This window comes from Cohnella sp., from assembly GCF_041641335.1.
In the GTDB taxonomy this organism is placed as follows: Bacteria; Bacillota; Bacilli; order Paenibacillales; family Paenibacillaceae; genus Cohnella.
In genome coordinates this window covers 19655-40058 of the sequence record NZ_JBEPYQ010000020.1, presented here as the reverse complement: position 1 = coordinate 40058, position 20404 = coordinate 19655, and the positions used below count along the sequence as shown (strand labels likewise).

The 20404-nt window shown below is 55.2% G+C and carries 22 protein-coding genes; 8 read left to right on the top strand and 14 right to left on the bottom strand.

The annotated features are described in order from the left end of the window. Positions 1-161: 161 nt before the first annotated feature. From ACESLM_RS08835 to ACESLM_RS08810, 6 genes are all read right to left on the bottom strand, one after another. A complete protein-coding gene (locus tag ACESLM_RS08835) occupies positions 162-659 on the bottom strand; it encodes a DinB family protein (protein WP_372631191.1) in 498 nt (165 codons plus the stop codon). 107 nt (positions 660-766) lie between these two features. Beyond that, the gene (locus ACESLM_RS08830) at positions 767-1108 is read right to left on the bottom strand and encodes a DUF1801 domain-containing protein (RefSeq protein WP_372631190.1); all 342 of its coding nucleotides are present in this window, start codon (positions 1106-1108) and stop codon (positions 767-769) included. A 27-nt stretch (positions 1109-1135) separates the two neighbouring features. Further along, positions 1136-1558 (bottom strand): YciI family protein, encoded by a 423-nt coding sequence (locus tag ACESLM_RS08825; RefSeq protein WP_372631189.1) that lies wholly within the window; start codon positions 1556-1558, stop codon positions 1136-1138. A gap of 66 nt (positions 1559-1624) precedes the next feature. After that, a complete protein-coding gene (locus ACESLM_RS08820) occupies positions 1625-2890 on the bottom strand; it encodes an RNA polymerase sigma factor (protein ID WP_372631188.1) in 1266 nt (421 codons plus the stop codon). Beyond that, positions 2887-3321, bottom strand: a complete 435-nt coding sequence (locus ACESLM_RS08815) for a YciI family protein (RefSeq protein ID WP_372631187.1) — start codon at positions 3319-3321, stop codon at positions 2887-2889. The genes ACESLM_RS08820 and ACESLM_RS08815 overlap by 4 nt, the downstream gene beginning before the upstream one ends. A 70-nt stretch (positions 3322-3391) precedes the next feature. After that, a complete protein-coding gene (locus ACESLM_RS08810) occupies positions 3392-4225 on the bottom strand; it encodes an alpha/beta fold hydrolase (RefSeq protein ID WP_372631186.1) in 834 nt (277 codons plus the stop codon). A gap of 476 nt (positions 4226-4701) precedes the next feature. Between ACESLM_RS08810 and ACESLM_RS08805 the strand changes: the two genes are divergently transcribed. Continuing rightward, entirely contained in the window at positions 4702-5568 is an 867-nt protein-coding gene (locus ACESLM_RS08805; protein WP_372631185.1) for a cell wall hydrolase, read from the top strand. 285 nt (positions 5569-5853) lie between these two features. Then, positions 5854-6960, top strand: coding sequence for an acyltransferase family protein (locus ACESLM_RS08800; protein WP_372631184.1), 1107 nt, complete (start codon positions 5854-5856; stop codon positions 6958-6960). 143 nt (positions 6961-7103) lie between these two features. Here the strand turns inward: ACESLM_RS08800 and ACESLM_RS08795 are convergent, their stop codons facing one another. From ACESLM_RS08795 to ACESLM_RS08785, 3 genes are all read right to left on the bottom strand, one after another. Next, positions 7104-7709 (bottom strand): hypothetical protein, encoded by a 606-nt coding sequence (locus ACESLM_RS08795; protein WP_372631183.1) that lies wholly within the window; start codon positions 7707-7709, stop codon positions 7104-7106. Next, the gene (locus tag ACESLM_RS08790) at positions 7690-8187 is read right to left on the bottom strand and encodes an RNA polymerase sigma factor (protein WP_372631182.1); all 498 of its coding nucleotides are present in this window, start codon (positions 8185-8187) and stop codon (positions 7690-7692) included. Before ACESLM_RS08790 ends, ACESLM_RS08795 begins: the two co-directional genes overlap by 20 nt. Before the next feature lie 173 nt (positions 8188-8360). Further along, positions 8361-8813 (bottom strand): helix-turn-helix domain-containing protein, encoded by a 453-nt coding sequence (locus ACESLM_RS08785; protein ID WP_372631181.1) that lies wholly within the window; start codon positions 8811-8813, stop codon positions 8361-8363. A gap of 191 nt (positions 8814-9004) precedes the next feature. On the opposite strand from ACESLM_RS08785, the gene ACESLM_RS08780 reads away from it, so the two are divergent. After that, positions 9005-9496, top strand: a complete 492-nt coding sequence (locus ACESLM_RS08780; RefSeq protein WP_372631180.1) for a pyridoxamine 5'-phosphate oxidase family protein — start codon at positions 9005-9007, stop codon at positions 9494-9496. A 107-nt stretch (positions 9497-9603) separates the two neighbouring features. On the opposite strand, the gene trpB is transcribed toward ACESLM_RS08780, so the two are convergent. Continuing rightward, complete coding sequence (gene trpB, locus ACESLM_RS08775) at positions 9604-10767, bottom strand: tryptophan synthase subunit beta (RefSeq protein WP_372631179.1); 1164 nt, start codon at positions 10765-10767, stop codon at positions 9604-9606. Between the two features lie 398 nt (positions 10768-11165). Here trpB and tnpB point away from each other — a divergent pair, with 398 nt between their 5' ends. Then, the gene (gene tnpB, locus ACESLM_RS08770; protein ID WP_372631225.1) at positions 11166-11315 is read left to right on the top strand and encodes an IS66 family insertion sequence element accessory protein TnpB; all 150 of its coding nucleotides are present in this window, start codon (positions 11166-11168) and stop codon (positions 11313-11315) included. Between the two features lie 38 nt (positions 11316-11353). On the opposite strand, the gene ACESLM_RS08765 is transcribed toward tnpB, so the two are convergent. Beyond that, complete coding sequence (locus tag ACESLM_RS08765; RefSeq protein ID WP_372631178.1) at positions 11354-12265, bottom strand: LysR family transcriptional regulator; 912 nt, start codon at positions 12263-12265, stop codon at positions 11354-11356. Between the two features lie 191 nt (positions 12266-12456). Between ACESLM_RS08765 and ACESLM_RS08760 the strand changes: the two genes are divergently transcribed. Continuing rightward, complete coding sequence (locus tag ACESLM_RS08760) at positions 12457-12966, top strand: DinB family protein (protein ID WP_372631177.1); 510 nt, start codon at positions 12457-12459, stop codon at positions 12964-12966. Continuing rightward, positions 12963-13358 (top strand): nuclear transport factor 2 family protein, encoded by a 396-nt coding sequence (locus ACESLM_RS08755; RefSeq protein WP_372631176.1) that lies wholly within the window; start codon positions 12963-12965, stop codon positions 13356-13358. The genes ACESLM_RS08760 and ACESLM_RS08755 overlap by 4 nt, the downstream gene beginning before the upstream one ends. 34 nt (positions 13359-13392) lie before the next feature. Here ACESLM_RS08755 and ACESLM_RS08750 read toward each other — a convergent pair whose 3' ends face one another. Together ACESLM_RS08750 and katG are read right to left on the bottom strand one after the other, a co-directional pair. After that, positions 13393-13818, bottom strand: a complete 426-nt coding sequence (locus ACESLM_RS08750; protein WP_372631175.1) for a Fur family transcriptional regulator — start codon at positions 13816-13818, stop codon at positions 13393-13395. A 119-nt stretch (positions 13819-13937) separates the two neighbouring features. Further along, a complete protein-coding gene (katG, locus tag ACESLM_RS08745) occupies positions 13938-16118 on the bottom strand; it encodes a catalase/peroxidase HPI (RefSeq protein ID WP_372631174.1) in 2181 nt (726 codons plus the stop codon). A gap of 679 nt (positions 16119-16797) precedes the next feature. Between katG and ACESLM_RS08740 the strand changes: the two genes are divergently transcribed. Both ACESLM_RS08740 and nspC read left to right on the top strand, forming a co-directional pair. After that, on the top strand, positions 16798-18045 hold the full coding sequence (locus ACESLM_RS08740) for a saccharopine dehydrogenase family protein (RefSeq protein WP_372631173.1): 1248 nt from the start codon (positions 16798-16800) through the stop codon (positions 18043-18045). Between the two features lie 4 nt (positions 18046-18049). Next, on the top strand, positions 18050-19177 hold the full coding sequence (gene nspC / locus ACESLM_RS08735; protein WP_372631172.1) for a carboxynorspermidine decarboxylase: 1128 nt from the start codon (positions 18050-18052) through the stop codon (positions 19175-19177). A gap of 184 nt (positions 19178-19361) precedes the next feature. Here the strand turns inward: nspC and ACESLM_RS08730 are convergent, their stop codons facing one another. Continuing rightward, a complete protein-coding gene (locus ACESLM_RS08730) occupies positions 19362-20312 on the bottom strand; it encodes a helix-turn-helix transcriptional regulator (RefSeq protein WP_372631171.1) in 951 nt (316 codons plus the stop codon). Positions 20313-20404 lie beyond the last annotated feature (92 nt).

Genomic DNA, 20404 nt, shown 5'->3' with positions numbered 1-20404 from the left:
TATCGGTGCGAGGGCCTCGGGAAGGCGGTGGAGAACGGTACGAAGAGCAGTTTTAGCGCAGCACGTCGGAAAGCCGGAGCAGGACGAGGCCGTCCCCGCGGAGTCGACTTGTTCAAGTCCTCTCGCGAAGCGGCCTCTTCCCGTCCTGCAGGTGCAGCGTCTTAAAGCGGCGGAGTCACTCCCAGCCGCGCCCAGCCTTCCTTCGAAGGACCGTACACGGCAGGGATAGGCAGCCCCGCCTGGCGCATCAAGACGGTGACCTGTCCCCGGTGATGGGCGATATGCTTGATCAGTCCCATCAGAATCATGGCATTGGACTCCACTCGTCCGAACGCATTCTGGGTTTGCCGCAGCGTATCGTCCGTCCATTGTTGCCTAAGCGCGTTAGCCGCATTCGCGGCCACCGTCCTGAAGGTTTCCGCGATCTCCCGCGCGGACGGTACCTCGTTCGCATCGCCCGCCTCGGCGATCGGCAAGCCGAATTCCGTTAAATACTCCGGAATATTCGAGACGAAATGCCAGGCGATCCTCCCCAGCGTGCGCCCTTCCGGATAGACCGGCTGCCCCAGCGCCTCGTCCGTCAACCCGTCCAGAATCCCCTGGGTCAATTCGGCCTCTTTGTTCCATTCGACGATAAAATCTTCAACCGTGACATACATGCGGCCATCCTCCTTTAAGACAGTAGCTTGCCCAGATTCCATCTTAAACGGGGATAGCGACAGATTCTGTCATAGTTACGATTTTTCATTGAAATCCTGCCATCGGCTCAAAGCGTCGATGCGGCTTGGCGCAGCAGCGAAGTCAGCTCCGCGCTGTCGGGCGCTTGTCCCTTGCGAAGCTTCAGCGTTTTCCTTTCCGGCGGCCCTTCGAACCGGTCCTCCGGCAGCTCCAAGCCCGATGCGTTAAACAGAGTGAAGCTGACCGCCTCCTTCGAAGGCGAGATAACGGCGGCATACTTCCCATTCTTGAGGAAGTGAGGCTTCTTGTACTGAATGCGTTCTTGAACGCCGTCCACCGCCTCGTGGACGATAGCTCTCAGGGCGGTCGACAGCTCGACCTGCCACGGTTCTTTCAAAGATTCGATAAAATCGGTGACTTCCGGATTCATCTTCATCGCTCCCTTGTTTGTCGCTTCTTAATCTTGCCTCAACATGCCGAGCTGGAGCGCCAGATCGTTCTCCAGTCCGATATTTCGCGGACCGGCGGCCTTGTCCTCCAACCGTCTAAGCTCGACTTCCATCCGTTCGCATCCTCCGGGAGCCGGAATCCGGCGCGCCCAGCCGATCGCCTCTTCCACCGATTCCGACTCGATGACCAAGTACTCCGCCAGCAGCCACGAATCCGCCGGGAAAGGACCGCTCTCCAGCTCCGGCTCGCCCTCCGGCGAGAACGCCATTCGAATTCCGCCCGAGCTGGGCTGCAGCCGCTCCGCGGCCAGAAGCACCCCCGCCTCGGCCATGGACGCCAGAATCGCTTCCTTGGCGAAGCGATGTTCCGGGCTATGCGGGACGCCCGCTTCCGAGCATCCCGTCGCTTTGACGAGAAGCATAAATCGCATTCTGGATTCCTCCTTTCTACCTGTTACGACGAATCGGGAATCCGGAAATCGACATGCGCGCGAAAATTAATCGGAGGAGCGAGTCTCGCACTCCGCGGCCCGCGCGCGCAACAGCTCTTGTTCACGGACGTTGCGGGTCATCGCCGCCGCACGCTCGAATTCCAGGCGCGCCTCCTCGTATCTCCCCAGCTTCCTGAGCAGCTCTCCGCGAACGCTCGGGAGCAGATGATAGTTCTCCAGAGCGGACAAGCCGGCAATCTCGTCGACGATCTGCAGACCGTAAGCGGGACCGAAAGCCATCGCGACCGCCACCGCCCGGTTCAGTTCGACGATCGGGGACGGAGCTTGCCGGGACAGCGCCTCGTACAGCGCGGCAATGCGAATCCAGTTGGTCTCCTCCGATGTCGAAGCCTCGGCATGACACGCCGCGATAGCCGCTTGCAGCGCATACGGCCCGAGCGGGCAGCCGAGCTTGCGGCAGCGTTCCAACGCCGCGAGACCGCGGCGAATCAGCAGGCGGTCCCACTGCGCGCGGTCCTGGTCCAGAAGCAGGATCGGCTCGCCTTGGTCGCCGACTCTCGTTCTCAGGCGCGAAGCTTGAATTTCCATTAACGCGACCAGCCCGTGAACCTCCGGTTCCCGAGGCGCAAGCTCCGCCAGAATACGGCCCAGCCTGAGCGCCTCTTGACAGAGCAGCGGCCTCACCCAGTGCTCCCCGGAGGTGGCCGCGTACCCTTCGTTAAACATCAGATAAACGACCTCCAGTACGGCGGACAGCCGCTCCGCCAGAGCTGCGCCCGAGGGCATCTCGAACGAGCTCCTCTCGGCATTTAACGTTTTCTTGGCCCGAACGATTCGCTGGGCGACGGTCGGTTCGGAGGTTAGAAAAGAGCGGGCGATCTCCTCCGTCGTCAGCCCGCACAGCAGCCGCAGCGTCAAGGCGACCCGGGCTTCCCGGGACAGCGCCGGATGGCAGGTCATAAAGACGAGACGGAGGAGATCGTCTCCGACCTCTCCGTCCAGCGCCTTGTCCATATCGTCATCCGAGATCAGCTCCGAGACGCGGGCAAGCTCCGCGTATTTGTCGTCCCGCTGCCTGTTCCTGCGTATCCAGTCGATCGCCCGGCGCTTCGCCACCGTCATCAGCCATGCGCCCGGATTGTTCGGAATCCCCGTCTCCGGCCAGCGCTCCAGAGCGACGACCATCGCATCCTGCGCCAGGTCCTCCGCGAGCTCCACGTCCCTGACCATTCGCGTCAACGCCGCGATCAGCTTAGGCGCCTCGATCCGCCAGATCGCATCGACGGTTCGGCGGGCCGCCGGGCGATTCACGGGCGCCTGCGCTCGTCGAGCTGCTTGCGCAGGGCGGCCTGGCCGGCCAACGCCTCCGGTTCGCTCGTCAGGTCATGGGGCTCGAACACCTGCCTGAGCTCAATCTCCCCCTGGCCGAGGCCGTGGGGATCCGGCATGCGGAGCGCCCATTCGATCGCCTCTTCCCTGGATTTCACTTCGATGAGCGTGTATCCGGCAATAATCTCCTTGGCCTCCGCGAAGGGACCGTCGACCACCTTCGGCTTGCCGCCCGGCTCGGGGTAAGAAATCCGAATCCCCGCGGAAGTGGGCTGCAGGCCGTCCGCCGCGAGCAGCACGCCGGCTTTGACCAACTCCTCGTTGTATTTCCGCATCGCCTCGAGCAGCTCCGGGCTGGGCGGCGTTCCCGCTTCCGAATCCGTCGTTCCTTTTACGATCATCATAAACCGCATGGTCTTATCCTCCTAAAATGAAATTCAAGTTATAAAACATTGAAATTGCCAAGTGCGCCGTTAGACACAATCAGGCCCCGGCAGAGCGTTCTTCCCGATCGTCCAGGAGAAAAGCCGTCAGCTCCGAAGCGACTCGCTTGGCGTCCAGCTTCTTGGTGTGGCCGAGCCCCCGCTTGCTGACCAGCCGCGCGTTCGGCAGCACGGTCGACAAGGCTTGAGCGGCGCGGCGCAGCGATGCCGGACTCTCCGTGCCTTCGAGGACAAGCGTCGGCATCGCGGCTCCGCTCCAAAGCTTGCCGTCGAGCGGGCGGCCCCCTATGTGCCCCTCAAGCAGCGTCGCATCGTACGGAAGCGTATGGGCAACGGCCTTCAGCTTTTCCCAGGTTCCAGGCATCAGCCGGAGCATGAACGGAACGAAAGCGGGGGCGCCCATGCCCTTGATCATGAAATAGCGGATGGCGTCCTCCCTGCGATCCTTGGCGATCATCCCGCTCACTTGCCGGACGAAGTCCGCCGGCGGCCTGGGGTCGCTGGGGTTCACGATGAACGGCGGCTCGTGCAGCACCAGCCTCGAGATCGGCGCTCCCTTGGCCGCGGCTTGAAGCGCAAGCACCGCGCCGGAAGACAAACCGTACACGCAAGCTTCGCCTCCCGCCTCTTCGATCATCGCCTGCAGATCCTCGATCTCGCGATCCGTCGAGTAGGACAAGCCGTCTCCGCTGTCGCCGCGTCCGCGCCGATCGTAATGGTAGACCGTAAACCTCTCCGCCAGGCAGGACGCGAGCTGCATCATTCCGGGAAATTTGCGGTAGCTGAACGCGCCTCCTGTCAGAATAAGCGGCGGCCCTTGACCGGTCTTGTCATACGCGATCTTCGTACCGTCCTTGGAAATCACTGTTCGCATCTGCGTTCTCCTTTGCCTTTTTTGTCGTTCTATACATTACGACGATCCGGATGCCGGCCAATCGACAGATCGGCGAAAAATTTTTTCGCGCCGCAACCTGCTTGTCCGATCCCGCTCCCCAGGTCCTCCTACACGTGAAGGCCACCCTGCAGCAGATGGCCTTCGTAGTTCAATTGGATCCAGGGGAGTCCCGTAATTTTCCAAGTCTATATTTATCCACATCATAGCAAAGCGGATTTTATAAATCTACATCCCCAAGGCCTATTCAGCGCTCAATCCCGTAATCCCACCCCAAAGCATCGTTAGAATTTCCTCATTCTTTTCAGAAAAGAAATGCCCGCTTCACGAAAAAATCCGCTTGGCTGCGCGCTTTTGGCTGGCGTGCCGTTCGAATGCCGATTCTCATCATCCTCAATCTGCCAGACGGACAGCCTTGGATTTTATCGTATGATGGTCCGAGGGAAGGGGCGAGTAACGTGTTGAAAAAATATTGGACTTTACCTTTAACGCTTGTATTGGTTGCTATTTTGGCTTGGCCGGCTCATAGCGCGTCGGCGCAGACGCTCGGCGGTGCGACGGTATACGTCAACGGTCAACCGGCATCGACGACCGTAATCATACAGAACGGTTATCAGCTTGTACCGGCATCCTGGTTTCGCGGCCTGAACGTCTCGGTCGGCTGGAGCGAGCAGTATCGCTCGGCCGTGCTCACGACGTCGTCGATCCAGATCGGGTTTCCCGCGGGCGAACGCCATTCCGATTATCGGAGCGCCGGGAAGACAGCATGGCAGAGGGACGACCTGGATACGCGGACGACGCTCATCGGCGGAACCGCCTACGTACCGCTGGCGTATACGGCAAGAAAGCTCGGCTTCGGCGTCCAATACGATTCGCGTAAAGGAGCTGCGCTGATCTCGACCGGAGAGGGCGGGTTCGTCGCGATGTCCCAGCAGAAGCAATCTTCGGACGAAGAGCTTCTCTGGCTGTACCGGATTACGGAAGCGGAGGCGGGCAGCGAGAGCTACGCGGGCAAAGTGGCCGTCGCGGCTTCGATCTTGAACCGGATCGCCCATTCCGAATGGCCGAACACGATCATCGATACGATTTTCCAAGTGGACTATTACAACGGCAAAGCCTACTATCAGTATTCTCCGGTGCTGGACAAACGCATTTATTCGGTGTCGCCGAGCCAGGAGACGAAACGCGCCGTGCAAGAAGCGCTGAACGGTTCCGATCCGGGACTCGGGGCCATCGTCTTCTACAATCCGAAGAAGACGGACAACGCCTGGGTGCGAAGCCGTCCGGTTACGGTGAAGATTGGCAATCACGTATTCGCGAAATAACTGAAAGCCCCATCCGATGGGAACATCCGCTTCGGACGGGGCTTTCTCTCGTCTCCCTCACCGCTAACCGGCCGAAAGTCCAGATCTGGAGCGCTGTGACGATCAGCCACGCCGACTCCCTTACGAGTTCCTTCCTAAAAAAGAGCCTCTATAGAAAGGCTCGATAGAGGAAAAAGGAAAGTTTTGTCGAAAAGTAAAGATTCAGATATAGGTCGTTCGAACCACGCCGCATGACGACTGATCGTATTTCTTGTGCCTTAGGAGGTTTTCTCTCTGAATCAACGATTGGACTATCTGGACAATCTGAGGACCGCCCTGACGGTTCTGGTCGTCGTCTTCCATACTTCGATCGCATACGGAGCGTCCGGATCGTGGATATTAGTGGACGTCGACACAAGCGAATTGACGATAACCTCCATTTTGCTGACCCTGTTCACGGCCGTGTGCCAAGCTTTCTTTATGTCGCTGTTTTTCTTTCTCTCCGCGTACTTTATTCCGACGTCCTACGATCGCAAAGGACCAAGCCGCTTCTTGAAGGATCGCCTGATCCGCTTAGGAATCCCGCTCATTGTCTACAGTTTCTTGATCGGCCCCGTGACGGGCTGGTATGCCCACTTGCGCGGTACAACGACGTTACAGGAGTTCTATCGTGCCGAAGTGTGGAGCTTTAAACATATCTTCGTAGGACCGGCGTGGTTTATTGAGGCTTTGCTCCTGTTCGCGATTGTATACGTCGCTTACCGCCTGCTGACCGCGAAAAGAGGGACGGCTTCGCCCGAGATTCCCTTCCCTTCCGGCAAGGTTCTGCTCGTATCGGCCGTTGCCAGCGGCTTGGTCGCGTTCGCGGTTCGATTCGCTTATCCTACCGGCGAGGGGCCGCTCGGGCTCCAGTTCGGCTACTTCCCGTTGTACATCTTGTTATTTATCGCCGGCCTGCTGGCCCACCGTCACAACTGGCTGGAACGGCTGACCGCCCAAACCGCCAAACGGTGGGGACGGATCGCGGTCCTCGTCATCCCTGTTCTGCCTGTCGGCCTTATCTTAACGGGAGCTCTGGAGGGAAACATCGCGTTCGAGGGCGGCTTTAACGCGCAAGCCATACTGTACGCGTTCTGGGAGCCCTTCGTTTGCTTCGGCATTATTCTGGCGCTGCTGCGCGCCTTTCAAACCCGCTTCCATGCGTCCGGCCGCCTGCGCAAGTGGATGTCCGACCACGCTTATACCGTATACTTGATCCATCCGCCCGTGATCGTCTTCTGGACGATAGTCGCGCAACCGCTCGACTGGCCCCAGGCCATCAAATGGGCCATCGTCTCCGTCCTTAGCGTCGGCTTATGCTTCCTGGCTTCCGCCGCGATTCGCTTAATCCCGGGAGCGAAACGGATCGTCTAAACCGCGAATCGTTCGGGTCGGCGCCGTCTTGATCCGCCTATTCGAACTCTGTTTGTCGATGTACCCTACATCATTCTGGAGCGCTCGAGACGCTTCCGGACGGACCGCAACCTGCCGAAGCGCTCGCCGCTTCGGCAGGTCTCTTATTTCGACGGAGCCATATTGTTATAGATGCGCGTCGCGTTCACTTTCCCCGTGCTGGTATCCTCGGTCGTAAATCCCGATACGATGTTCCCGACCTTAAATTCCTTCTGCAGCAGCTCTTCGGACGGCTCCGCGGCCGTCGGACCGTCGATGCCCAATGCGGTTTCCGGGGTCACGGTCACCCACAGATCGCCGACCCTGAAGCTTTGGCCGTCCTCGCTCACTTCGGTGATGACGCCTTCAATATTGACCGCCGCCTTGCCCGTAGTGATCGGAGGCTTCGACGCGACCCCCGAGGGCTGCGGCTGTGGAGAGGTGGACGGAGCCGGGGAGACCGCCGAAGGCTGCGGAGAAGCGGACGGCGTCGGGACGCTCTGGTTTACCGTGAGAATGCTGACCGCCAATACCGCGCAAGCCGCTGCGCCGACCGCCCACCCCGTTAACGTTCTTTTCTTCGCGTATTCCATATTGATCTTCTCCTTTGGTTTGTTCTCGTTTGACGCGGATCTTTCCGTTGCCAGCATCAGCTTCCGATACGTTTCTTCTTTGAAATTGTCGCTTGTCTTCACATTCGACATGGCCGATTTATAAACAGATTTCTTCATTCTCCGAGCCTCCGATCTTCTTCTTCAAGAGGAAGCGCCCTCTTGCCAGCCAAGTTCCGACGGTTGCCGGCTTGGCCTGCATGATCACCGCGATTTCCTGAATCGTATATCCCTCGAAATAGTGCAGATGAATCGGAATCCGATACTTCTTGTCCAGGGCGAGTACGGCCTGCAAAATCTCGTTCTCTTCCTCGGGGAGGTAGCTCAGGTTTTCGGGAACCGGGTTTCGGCTTCTGAACCACCCGGTCTTCAGCATGTTTTTGCTTTTATTGATCGCCGTGCGAATCAGCCAAGCTTTCTCGTGTTCGTCGTTCTCGAATGCGGGCCGCTTCTGCAAGTAGGCGAGAAACACTTCCTGCGCCACTTCCTCCGCGTCGGCTATATTTTTTAAGTAGGCGAAAGCGATTTTGATCAAGCTTTGCGAATATAAATCCAACACCCGCCGCACAGATTCATTGAGCTCATATGAATTGTACACCTCAGCGCCTCCTTTCACTGTTAATACAATCGAACGCGCTTCTATTTTTCATCGCTTCGGAATTTTTTTAACCTGCATCCGCTTGGAAGCGGACCGAGACGCCAACCTCTCTCCTGCCATAGACGCAAAAAAGCCCGCAAATGATTGCGGGCGAGTCGGAATGGATGAACTTGCTAATCTTGTTTGTACTTCTTCTTCAGCGTGTCCGACGCGACTCCCGCGCCGATCATAAGCACCAGAGGCCCGAAGTTCCAGAGGAACGATCCGCCGATTAACGCAATGTCCGTCGACGCGAATTTGTTCAGAAGCAGCACGACCAGCTTGATGACGAGCAAGGCGGCGCCTGCCAGAAACAGGACATCGACGGTAAATTTCAATCTCGGATAGGCCAGCTGTCTGCTTTCTTGAATCACTTTTTTCGTCAACTCCTCATCGCTCCTTAGCAGTTCGTCGATGGTTACTTCGAACAGATCGCTTATCTTAATAATGATTTCGATGCCAGGGTAATTCTGACCGTTCTCCCACTTCGACACCGACTGCCGGCTCACATACAGCTTCGCGGCCAATTCTTCCTGCGACCAGCCCTTCTTGCTTCTTTCCGTTTTCAACTTCTCGCCGAAGATCATTGCAGCAGCTGCCTTTCTGTCGTTTGATAAGCCCATATTGATCGAGCCGCACGCAAAAGTAAAGAGCGCTCTGGTTGCGCAAGCCCCGCAACCTGCGGTTGCAGGCGGGTTCCCGTATGGACGGCGCTGAATTTCGGAGAGACGCGGGTGCAATACTAAAGCGAAAAATACATCCGAAAAAGGTGAACGCCATGACGAATCCAACCTCCGACAACCGGGAAGCCATCGAGAAAGTTCGCGAATTGATCAAAGGCATCGAGACGGCGATGCTGACGACGGTATCGGAAGAAGGACTGGTTTCGCGTCCTATGAAAACCCAGGAGATGGACTCCGACGGCAGCTTATGGTTCCTGACTCAGAAAGACAGCGGCAAATTCCACGAGCTGCTGCGCAACCGTCAAGTCAACGTGGCCTATGCGGGCAAGTCCTTCGTTTCGATCCGCGGCACGGCCGAGCTGGTGGAAGACGTTGAGAAGCTGAAACAATTCTGGAATCCGATGTACAAGGAGCTGCTGGAAACGACGTATGACGACCCTACCCTCGTCCTGATCAAGGTAAACGCCGAAACGGCCGAGTATTGGGATTCCGGCAACAAATTCCAGATGGCGAAGTTCATGCTGCGGAGGTTAATGGGGAAAAATACGGAAGGAACGGAGATCAATCGTATCGTGACGCTGAGGTAGAGGACGTTTAAGGGGTTGTCCCGTGATGCCCCTGACATCATTCCATTGATAATCGTTCGGCATGACTCAGATTACTTACGGGACAACCCCTTCGGCGAAACGATTAGTTATTTTTTCAGCATATGGAACACTTGCTCGACGTCCTTGTCGCCGCGGCCGGACAGGTTGATGACGAGAATCCGGTCCGGGTCCATCGACGGAGCCAGCTTCTTCGCATAGGCGAGCGCATGCGCACTCTCCAGAGCCGGTATGATTCCCTCCACGCGAGACAGCTCCTGGAACGCTTCCAGCACTTCCTCGTTCGTGACCGTCGCGTATTCGGCCCGGCCCGTCACCTTCAGGTGGCTGTGCTCCGGTCCGATGCCCGGATAGTCGAGCCCGGCAGCGATCGAATAGGTTTTCTTGGGCTCGCCGTTCTCGTCGAGCAGCACCAGGCACTTGAAGCCATGAATGGTGCCCGGGACGCCCTGTGTCAAAGTCGGCGCCTGGTCGGGTTCGACGCCGATGAGGCGTACGCTCGGCTCGTCAATGTAGTGGGCGAACGCGCCGATCGCGTTGCTGCCTCCGCCCGCGCAAGCGATAACCGCGTCGGGAAGGCGTCCTTCCTTCTCGATAATTTGCCGTTTCGACTCTTCGCTGATGATCGCCTGGAAGTGCTTGACCATCGTCGGGAACGGATGCGGACCGACCGCGGAGCCGAGCAGATAGAACGTATTTTTGTAGTTCTGAACGAGATCGCCCAGCGCTTCGTCGACCGCGTCCTTCAGACGTCCCTGCCCCTTGTCGACCGGCACGACGGTCGCGCCGAGCAGCTCCATCCGGAAGACGTTCAGCGCCTGGCGCCGCGTATCCTCCGCCCCCATGTAGATGACGCACTCCATATTAAACATCGCGCAAGCCGTCGCCGTGGCGACTCCATGCTGTCCGGCTCCGGTCTCCGCGATGATCCGCTTCGCTCCCATTCTCTTGGCGAGCAAAATCTGGCCGATCGCGTTGTTGATTTTGTGCGCCCCGGTATGATTCAGATCCTCGCGCTTGAGATAAATCTTGGCGCCGCCCCAAGCTTCGGTCAGTCGTTCGGCATACGTCAGCGGGCTCTCTCGGCCAACGTATTCGCGAAGGTAATAGCGAAGCTCCTCCTTGAAGATCGGGTCGTCTCTGAACTTGTAAAACCGTTCGCTCAAGTAGTTCAGCACATCCTGCAGTTCCGGCGGAACGAAGCTTCCCCCGAACTCTCCGAAGTATCCCTCTTGCTCCAATGGTTGATTCACGTGAAAGCGCCTCCATTTATGGAAATGGCAAATCTCCCAATCTATTATACCGGAAGTTCGGGCTTCGAAGGAATATCTTCCTTGATGTCGAATGGCGGATCTCCCCAACGCTGGATATCTTTTGGCATACCATTACTTGTGATACGGTTCAGCTTAACGGGTCTATCGGCGAAAAATGCTAAAGGAGCATGCTGCGGTGCGTGTTGGCCAACCTTTCAAGGGGATCATAATCAGCCTATACTAATGCACGAAAGCCACCGAAGAAAATCGGCAATTTGGCGTGTTGTTTCGAAATTCATGGTTACTCTTCTATCAATATATGGATTCTGAGGAGGGCAACGGATTGCTTAAAAGATGGATAATTGTAACGTGTGTCATGCTTCTGATTCCCACGCAGACTGGAGCGCGGTACTTTTCAGTGGCCGCAAGCCTGCGGAGAGCCTCTCACCATCTCGAACCGCGAACTCCGCTGGCTGCTGGACGGGATGTCGCTTACTCAGAGGCACGCAATAGCCCTCCTGTCATTTTTGAGCAGGTGCGCGAGTTGATTCCAGCCTTGTTCCCTGAGTGGGTGGCCTTAATTGGTTTATCCCCACGAGCGACCGGTTTGATCTTTGACCCGCTGAATAAAAGCCTGCAATTCTTTAATGAATAGCTTCGCTGCTTGTCCCATAAATTTATCCACACGATATATGATGCAGATGCCTTGAGTAGGCGTTGGGTTGAGCAGAGTCACGGCAGTAATATTCTCGTCTTTGATATAATCTAGCAGCATCCTTGGGAGAATAGTCGCTCCTATTCCTTGATGGACCAGGGTTAGAAGCGTTGATAAGGTTGAAGTTACAATCGGATTGTTCATCACAATTCCTTGTTCTTGACAACAGGCTTGAATGATCTTGGTGATTTGATGATCTGAGCCGAACATAACCATCTTTAGATGCTGAAGTTGCTCGAATGGAACCGCCTTTGACTTTGCAAGGGGATGATCTGATCGAATAGCCAAAGAAAACTCCTCATCAAACAAAGAGACAACGGCAATACGGTCATCTACCTTCTGCGGTACCGTAGTAACTCCAAGATCTCTTGTGCCATTAAGAACTTGTTCGTAGACATCCATGGTCTCCGTAACGCTTAACGAAAGCTGAGGGTACGTTTTATGGAGATCGATAAGTAATGCGTCAAACAGTAATTCGCCATCTCCAGGCAAAATACCGATGTCCAGCTTGCCGCCTTCGATCGTTTTAAGATCCGCAATCGCCTTCTTTGCATAGTCAACATGTTCAAATATGTAGCGGCTCTGTTCGAGTAAGATCCTTCCTGCATCGGTTAGCGTAATTCGTTTACCTATGCGATCGAAAAGTGGGAGGCCGATCTCGTTCTCCAGAAACTTAATCTGCTGACTCAGATTCGATTGTGTAGTGCAGAGGTTCTCAGCTGCCCTGGAGAAATGCATCTCCTTACAAATCGCAGCAAAGTATTCAAGCTGTCGAAGTTCCATCGCTTGTTTCTCCTTCCGATATCCAATCCTCCACTGCCATTATATCGACTACAACTTGATTTCATCAAATGACGAGTTATTGATTACTGGAACCGATCAATTGCATCGGAATTCCGTGATGGTTGCATGGATGCCGGAAATGTAAGCTAGAAGTGTGGAAGGAACGATCCAATCACGAGGAGGAGTCAACTATGGCACAATCAATTATCAACACGGGGCAAGTACTTCGTCAAATCATCATCGGTCAGTTTCAGCAGGTAACCGAGACACAAATGGACATCCAGCCCAATGGCTTCAATAACACGGTTCGATGGAATGTGGGGCATATCGTATATTGGATGGATAAATACGCTGCTTTATGCTTCGATTCACCAACTGAAATTCCGGAGCACTATGAAAGAATGTTTGGCTCAGGTACGAAACCATCGGATTGGACAGAAACGCCGCCGTCGAAGGAAGATCTGGTTGAGCGGTTATCGGCCCAGCTTTCCCGATTGTCCGAATTGACACCGGAAATGCTTGATCATAATCTTCAATCGCCTTTTGAGATGGGGCCATTTATATTTCATACATCCGGAGAATTGTTTAATTTTGCTCTGGTACATGAAGCGATTCACCTTGGCGTCATAACGAGCCAACTGAAACTTGTCAATGAAGTAGAGACAGTCACGCGTAGATCAAAAGAGAGACAAACGATATGAAAGCAGTACAGGTACTGAAACTTTATATCGAAAATATGGCGGACAAGGACAGCGCGTTAAAATATGTCCACAGTGAAGCAATATTTATTGCAGGGTACGATACGGAGTCGGATAGACATCACTTTTATGGAACTTATTGCGGTATTGATGGCGTAAGAAAGCTTTTGTCCAAATTCGAGAAAGATCTTGATACCCAAGAATTTGAAATCGCTAAGATATTAGGTGATGATATATCCGCGTTTGCTTGGGGCAGATTTAAGCATCGTATTCGCCCTACCAATAAGCTGTTCGAAAGCTACTGGGCGGTGATTTGCGAAGTAGAAGATGGGAAGATCAAGTACTTTCGAGGCTTCGAAGACACTGGTGCCTTGGAAGCCTCTTTTAAAAAATGAAATATTGCCGTGCGCAAAGTTTGAGCCGCCCTTCCTAGCCCTTACACTGCGCGCATACGCCATAATACTCGACCTTGCAGCTGTCGACCTGGAACGCGCCTCCATTCGTCCCGACGACCCACAACGCTTCGGCATTCTCTGGCTCCAAGTTGTAGATCCCGCTGCAAAGCCTGCAATGAAAATGCCAGTGATTCTCGTCGGCCAGCTCGAAATTGTTGGATTTGCTGCCGTTGGAGAGCTCGCGGACGACGCCGATCTCCTTCAGGATCTTCAACGTGCTGTACACCGTCATCTGGCTGACGTAAGGAAATTTCTCGGCCATGCCCGCATAAATCCGCTCCGCCGTCGGATGCGACAATTCAAGTAGGAGTTCGATAATCCGAACGCGTTGGGGAGTGATGCGCAATCCTTCTTCTTTCATTTTGGCCAGTATCGTTTCTTTGCTCAGCATGACCGCCATCGTTCGTCCTCCTTTTCGAACTGAACAGCAGGAAAGCAAAGAGCAGTATTCGGCAACAAATACTGCTCTTTGCTTTCCATGTTCGGATTACAGGGTAGAAGATTCGGCCTTCGACGGCCTTAATGCAAGTCGAAACGATCGGCGTTCATGACCTTGACCCAAGCGGCGATAAAGTCGCGCACGAACTTGGCCTGGTTGTCGTCTTGGGCGTACACTTCCGCGATGGCGCGCAGAACGGAGTTGGAGCCGAATACGAGGTCCACGATCGTCGCCGTGCGCACGACCTCGCCCGTCTTGCGGTCGCGTCCTTCGTATACGCCGTCTTCCGCAGGCTTCCACTGCACTCCCATGTCGAGCAGGTTCACGAAGAAATCATTCGTGAGCAGGCCGACCCGATCCGTGAATACGCCGTGCTTGGTACCGCCGTAGTTGGCGCCCAGCACGCGCAAGCCGCCGATAAGCGCCGTCATCTCCGGCGCGGTAAGGTTGAGCAGCTGCGCCTTGTCTACGAGAAGCTCTGCAGCACTTACGCTGAACTGCTTCTTCTGATAGTTGCGGAAGCCGTCCGCGACCGGCTCCAGCACCGCGAAGCTCTCTACGTCCGTCTGCTCCTGGGTCGCGTCGCCGCGTCCGGCCGTGAACGGCACGGTCACGTCGAAGCCCGCATCGCGCGCGGCTTTCTCTATCGCGGCGCTGCCGCCCAGAACGATCAGATCGGCTAAGCTGACTTTCTTGTCCAGATCGTCTTGAATGGCTTCAAGGATCGCAAGGACCTTCGCGAGCTGCTTCGGCTGGTTCGCTTCCCAATCCTTCTGCGGAGCCAGACGGATTCGGGAGCCGTTGGCGCCGCCCCGCATGTCGGAGCCGCGGAAGGTGCTGGCCGAAGCCCAAGCGGTCGTGACCAGCTCGCCGATCGTCAGTCCGGAATCGAGAATTTTCGTCTTCAGATCCTCGACTTCTTCACTTGTTAATTCGTAGTCCGCGGCAGGCACCGGGTCCTGCCAGATCAGAACTTCATCCGGAACTTCCGGTCCCAGGTATCTGGCGCGAGGCCCCATGTCGCGATGCGTGAGCTTAAACCATGCGCGGGCGAACGCATCCGCGAATTCGTCCGGGTTCTCATAGAAGCGGCGGGAAATCTTCTCGTAGGCCGGGTCGACGCGCAACGCCATATCCGCGGTAGTCATAATTGTCGGAACGCGAATGGACGGATCCTCCGCATCCGGCGCGAGATGCTCCACGGCAGGATCTATAGGTGTCCACTGATGGGCCCCCGCCGGGCTCTTCGTGAGCTTCCACTCGTATCCGAACAGCAGCTCGAAGAACCCGTTATCCCACTGCGTCGGATTCGCGGTCCAAGCGCCTTCGATGCCGCTGGTGATGGCGTCCCGGCCTTTGCCGGAGCCGTGCGTGCTGATCCAGCCCAAGCCCTGCGCTTCTACGGCGGCCGCTTCCGGCTCCGCGCCGACGTGGGCGGCGTCTCCCGCGCCGTGAGCCTTGCCGAACGTATGCCCGCCGGCTACGAGCGCGACCGTCTCTTCGTCGTTCATGCCCATCCGCTTGAACGTTTCGCGAATGTCGCGGGCGCTTGCCAGCGGGTCTGGAGTGCCGTTCGGGCCTTCCGGATTCACGTAGATCAAGCCCATCTGAACGGCGGCAAGCGGGTTCTCGAGCTGACGGTCGCCGGTGTACCTTTTATCCCCCAGCCATTCCGTCTCGACTCCCCAGTAAATATCCTCTTCCGGATGCCACACGTCCTCGCGGCCGCCGCCGAAGCCGAACGTCTTGCCTCCCATCGATTCGATAGCGACATTGCCCGTCAGAATGAACAAGTCGGCCCAAGAAATCTTGTTGCCGTACTTCTGCTTGATCGGCCACAGCAGCCGGCGCGCTTTATCGAGATTGCCGTTGTCCGGCCAGCTGTTCAGGGGAGCAAAACGCTGCGTGCCGGTATTGGCCCCGCCGCGGCCGTCGCCCGAGCGGTATGTACCCGCGGAATGCCAGGCCATGCGTATAAAGAACGGACCGTAATGTCCGTAGTCTGCCGGCCACCAGTCTTGACTGTCGGTCATCAGATCGCGAAGGTCCTGCTTAAGCGTTTGGTAGTCCAGTTTTCCGAACTCTTCCTCATAATTAAACAATTCGTCCATAGGGTTCGACTTCCGGTCATGCTGGTGAAGAATGTTCAAGTTCAACTGGTTCGGCCACCAATTTCTGTTCGTCGTACCGCTAGACCTGTGACTTGCAGCGCTTCCATGATGGACCGGACACTTGCCGGCACCCGCACTCACCATATCCATTCCTGTCACCCCTAAAATATAATGAATTTCAAATAATAATGATTCTAATTTAGTTATAAGGCTCCTCGCCCAAGAAATCAATCTTTAATTTTTAGACTGAGGCGCTGTCGGCGAGCAGATTGCCATCAAAAAATGTGTACTTGGTGATTGATTATTGTTCTAGATGCTGATATGATAGTTTTCGTAGATTGGAAGAAGAAGCTATTAATTTTCAAAAAAATCTGAGGTTCACTGTCAGCAGATAATTTTTGACCACTTCCGACAAGAAGTTGAGGCCAACGGACAGCCGGGTCAAATGCCGATTGGCAACTTTAGTTGCCTTATTGATTGAGTTAAAAGCTCAAATTTTATGAGTTGGTTACTTTACAACCAGTGCATTCCGCACACAACTTGTGAAACGGTCAATAAGAGTGGCAAGTGATTATTTGCTATTTAGACTCTGAATCCACCGGGTATATTTTGAATAATTAAGAAGCTTCTACTGAAATGTTCATTTCACATGGCTAGTAGAGGAGTATGCCGTCAGCGTAGGCTGCGTGCGTGCTTTTTGCTTTTTAATCATGATAAATATATCAAAGCAAGCGATGTGCGCGATCAAAGCGTCTTCGGCTTGCTTTTTCTTTTGATCGAAATTTCGAAGCTTAAACAAGAATCTTAAACAGTTAGGGGAATTGTGAAAATGGGAAAAGCTCTAATCATCGGTTGCGGCGGCGTAGCTTCGGTTACGATTCACAAATGCGTTCAAAATAGCGAAGTGTTCGAGGAAATCTGCATCGCAAGCCGCACGAAGTCCAAATGCGACGCGCTGAAAGCCAAGCTGGACGGCGGCAAAACTAAAATCACAACGGCGCAAGTCGATGCCGACAACGTGGACGAACTCATCGCCTTGATCGAGCAGGTCAAGCCGGACATCGTCATCAACCTGGCATTGCCGTATCAGGATCTGACGATCATGGACGCGTGCCTGGCGACCAAGACCCACTATATGGACACGGCGAACTACGAGCCGCACGATACGGCGAAGTTCGAGTACAAGTGGCAGTGGGATTATCGCGAGCGCTTCGAGAAAGCCGGAATTACCGCTCTGCTGGGCAGCGGATTCGACCCTGGCGTAACGGGCGTCTTCTCCGCCTATGCGCTCAAGCACCACTTCGACGAGATCGAGTATATCGATATTCTCGACTGCAATGCCGGCGATCACGGCTATCCGTTCGCTACGAATTTCAACCCGGAGATCAATATCCGCGAAGTTACGGCTAACGGCCGCTACTTTCAGAACGGAGAATGGGTCGAAACGAAGCCGATGGAGATCAAGCGGGTATACGACTTCCCGGAGGTCGGCGAGAAAGATATGTACCTGCTGTACCATGAAGAGCTGGAATCGTTGGCCGTGAACATCCCGGGCATTAAGCGGATTCGCTTCTTCATGACTTTCGGCCAGAGCTACTTGACTCACCTGAAATGCCTGGAGAACGTGGGCATGACCTCGATCGAGCCGATCGAATTCGAAGGCAAGCAAATCGTTCCGCTGCAATTCCTGAAAGCCGTACTGCCGGACCCTGCTTCCCTGGGACCTCGCACGAAGGGCAAGACGAATATCGGCTGCATCTTCAAAGGCAAGAAGGACGGCAAGGAAAAAACGTATTACGTCTATAATGTGTGCGTTCATGAGGAATGCTATGAGGAAGTCGGTTCCCAAGCGATTTCCTACACGACGGGCGTTCCTGCCATGATCGGCGCCATGATGATTCTGACGGGCAAATGGAACAAGCTGGGCGTATACAACATCGAAGAGTTCGATCCGGATCCGTTCATGGACGCTCTGAACAAGTGGGGCCTGCCTTGGCAGGAAGACCTCGCTCCGACGCTCGTCGATTCCGACCCGATTCCGGCGCAAGAAAAAGAACTCGTAGCGGAGCACGTCTAATCGGATGCGATTCGAAGAGCTGCCCACTCCCTGTTACGTTGTCGACGAAGCTCTTCTGGAGAAGAACCTGAAGATTCTTCGCGGAGTCATGGATCGCACCGGATGCAAGATCATTCTGGCGCAGAAAGCCTTCTCGATGTATAAGCTGTATCCTCTGGTCGCGAAGTATTTAAGCGGCGCGACGGCGAGCGGATTGTTCGAAGCTCGTCTGGGGAAAGAAGAACTGGGGAAGGAAAACCATGTCTTCTCGCCGGCTTATCGCGAGGACGAGATCGATGAGATCGTCTCGCTGTGCGATCATATTATTTTCAACTCCTTCTCTCAGGTGGAGAAGTTCAAAGATAAGGCGCTGCAAGCCGGCAAGAAAGTCGGCTTGCGCATCAACCCGGAATGCTCTACGCAGGAGGGTCACGGCCTGTACGACCCTTGTTCGTCCGGCTCCCGTTTCGGCGTGACCTTGGAACAATTCCGTCCCGAGCTGCTGGACGGAATTTCGGGATTGCATTTCCACACGCTGTGCCAACAGAATTCGGACGATCTCGCCACTACGCTGCAAGCGGTGGAAGAGAAGTTCGGAGAGTGGCTTCCCCAGATGGAGTGGATCAACTTCGGCGGCGGCCACCACATCACCAGGGAAGACTACGACATTCCGCTGCTGGAGACGTGCATCAAGCGCATGCAGGAGAAGTACGGCTTAGCGGTCTACCTGGAGCCTGGAGAGGCCGTAGCCCTCAATGCGGGATATCTGGTGTCCACTGTCCTGGATACGATGCGCAACGGGATCGACATCGCTCTTCTGGACACTTCGGCTTCCTGCCATATGCCGGACGTGCTGGAGATGCCCTACCGTCCTCCTCTGTTCGGCTCGGGAGAAGCCGGCGAGAAGCCGTTCCTCTACCGGCTCGGCGGATCTACCTGCATGTCGGGCGATGTCATCGGCGACTATTCCTTCGATCAGCCGCTCAAGAGCGGCGATCGGCTCGTGTTCGGGGACATGGCGATCTACTCGATGGTGAAGAACACGACGTTCAACGGCATGAGCCTTCCCGCCATCGCCATCCAGAAGAAGGACGGGGATTGCGAAGTCGTACGCGAGTTCGGGTATGGGGATTTCAAGATGCGGTTGGCTTAAGGAACCGCGTTCCTAATATAGAAACAAGCCTGATTCTGCGCGCAGAGACAGGCTTGTTTTGTATGGAATAGTCCGTCGCCAGCTGTTGCCTACCGCTTCCTGGCGGATGATCGAAACATTAAGTATCGTACGCCCTATGGCATCAGCCAATACAAGGAGCCCCTCACTTGAGCAACGGGTTCGTTCATTCAGATTCCTGTTTATACCGATTCGCGATCTGCTCGCCTTGGCTTTTGATCTTCTCCGCTACAAAAGCGGGCTCAAGCACGCGAACATCCGGTCCGTATCCCAATATCATCCCGTACAACCAGTGATTGTCCGGATAACTGACTCTGACCAGCAGCGAGCCGTCCTGTTCCACCTCGACGTTGTCCAACCCGAAGGCTTCCTCCACCCGAACTCTTAGCTGCGGGCGAAAATGCAGCAGCAGATGAACGGCCGGCCCGGTCTCTTGATTCCCCCAGCGAGCATCCAGCTCTTCCATTCGAACGCCTCGATGATTGAACCGCTCCAGATGAATTCGTAATCCGCTCATTCGCGACACGCGGAACGTTCGGTAGTCCTCTCGACGCCTGCAATAAGCATACAAGTACCAGGCGTACCCCTTCCAGGCGAGGCCGATCGGCTCCACTTCCCGATGTTCTCCGATTCCTTCGGTATTTGTATATTGAAAAGATACGACGGAGCGATTTTTGGACGCATGTCTGATCGAGGCCAGTATAGACTTGTCCTTTAACCCGCCTCCATGCCATAGATTCGTATCGAATATAAGCGTTTCTCCGGTCTCTTCCATCTGCTTCTGTTCGGATCTGGACACCAATGCCTTAATCTTGGTCAGCAACCCGTCCAACTCCTGATCGGCCAGCGACGACTGTACTCCCTTTAATGCGGTCAAAATCGACTGAAGATCGTCAAACGTAACAATCTGCCGATCAATCCGGAACTGCTCCAGAATTTCGTAGCCGCCGTCGTTGCCCGTGTAAGAAACGATAGGAATGCCCGCCGCGTTAATGGCCTCCAAGTCGCGATAGATCGTTCTAAGCGATACCTCGAACTTATCCGCAAGCGTCTGGGCATTCACTCTTCGCTGGCTTAATAGCACCATCGTAATGCCGAGTAATCTTTGTATTTTCAAAAATACGCCCCTCCCTTATCCATAATTTTACTAGCGCACAAGGTCATAGTCGAATTTATTTCCGGATTCGTTATTCTCCCTGACAAATAGTT

Bases quoted from the DNA above. Each gene is read 5' to 3' on its own strand.
- ACESLM_RS08755 (WP_372631176.1), top strand. From the start codon at position 12,963: ATGAAAGCAGTACAGGTACTGAAACTTTATATCGAAAATATGGCGGAC.
- ACESLM_RS08760 (WP_372631177.1), top strand. From the start codon at position 12,457: ATGGCACAATCAATTATCAACACGGGGCAAGTACTTCGTCAAATCATC.
- ACESLM_RS08810 (WP_372631186.1), bottom strand. From the start codon at position 4,225: ATGCGAACAGTGATTTCCAAGGACGGTACGAAGATCGCGTATGACAAG.
- nspC (WP_372631172.1), top strand. From the start codon at position 18,050: ATGCGATTCGAAGAGCTGCCCACTCCCTGTTACGTTGTCGACGAAGCT.
- ACESLM_RS08815 (WP_372631187.1), bottom strand. From the start codon at position 3,321: ATGCGGTTTATGATGATCGTAAAAGGAACGACGGATTCGGAAGCGGGA.
- ACESLM_RS08835 (WP_372631191.1), bottom strand. From the start codon at position 659: ATGTATGTCACGGTTGAAGATTTTATCGTCGAATGGAACAAAGAGGCC.
- ACESLM_RS08780 (WP_372631180.1), top strand. From the start codon at position 9,005: ATGACGAATCCAACCTCCGACAACCGGGAAGCCATCGAGAAAGTTCGC.
- ACESLM_RS08795 (WP_372631183.1), bottom strand. From the start codon at position 7,709: ATGAAGAAATCTGTTTATAAATCGGCCATGTCGAATGTGAAGACAAGC.
- ACESLM_RS08765 (WP_372631178.1), bottom strand. From the start codon at position 12,265: ATGGAACTTCGACAGCTTGAATACTTTGCTGCGATTTGTAAGGAGATG.
- ACESLM_RS08740 (WP_372631173.1), top strand. From the start codon at position 16,798: ATGGGAAAAGCTCTAATCATCGGTTGCGGCGGCGTAGCTTCGGTTACG.
- ACESLM_RS08750 (WP_372631175.1), bottom strand. From the start codon at position 13,818: ATGGCGGTCATGCTGAGCAAAGAAACGATACTGGCCAAAATGAAAGAA.
- ACESLM_RS08785 (WP_372631181.1), bottom strand. From the start codon at position 8,813: ATGATCTTCGGCGAGAAGTTGAAAACGGAAAGAAGCAAGAAGGGCTGG.
- katG (WP_372631174.1), bottom strand. From the start codon at position 16,118: ATGGATATGGTGAGTGCGGGTGCCGGCAAGTGTCCGGTCCATCATGGA.
- ACESLM_RS08830 (WP_372631190.1), bottom strand. From the start codon at position 1,108: ATGAATCCGGAAGTCACCGATTTTATCGAATCTTTGAAAGAACCGTGG.
- ACESLM_RS08825 (WP_372631189.1), bottom strand. From the start codon at position 1,558: ATGCGATTTATGCTTCTCGTCAAAGCGACGGGATGCTCGGAAGCGGGC.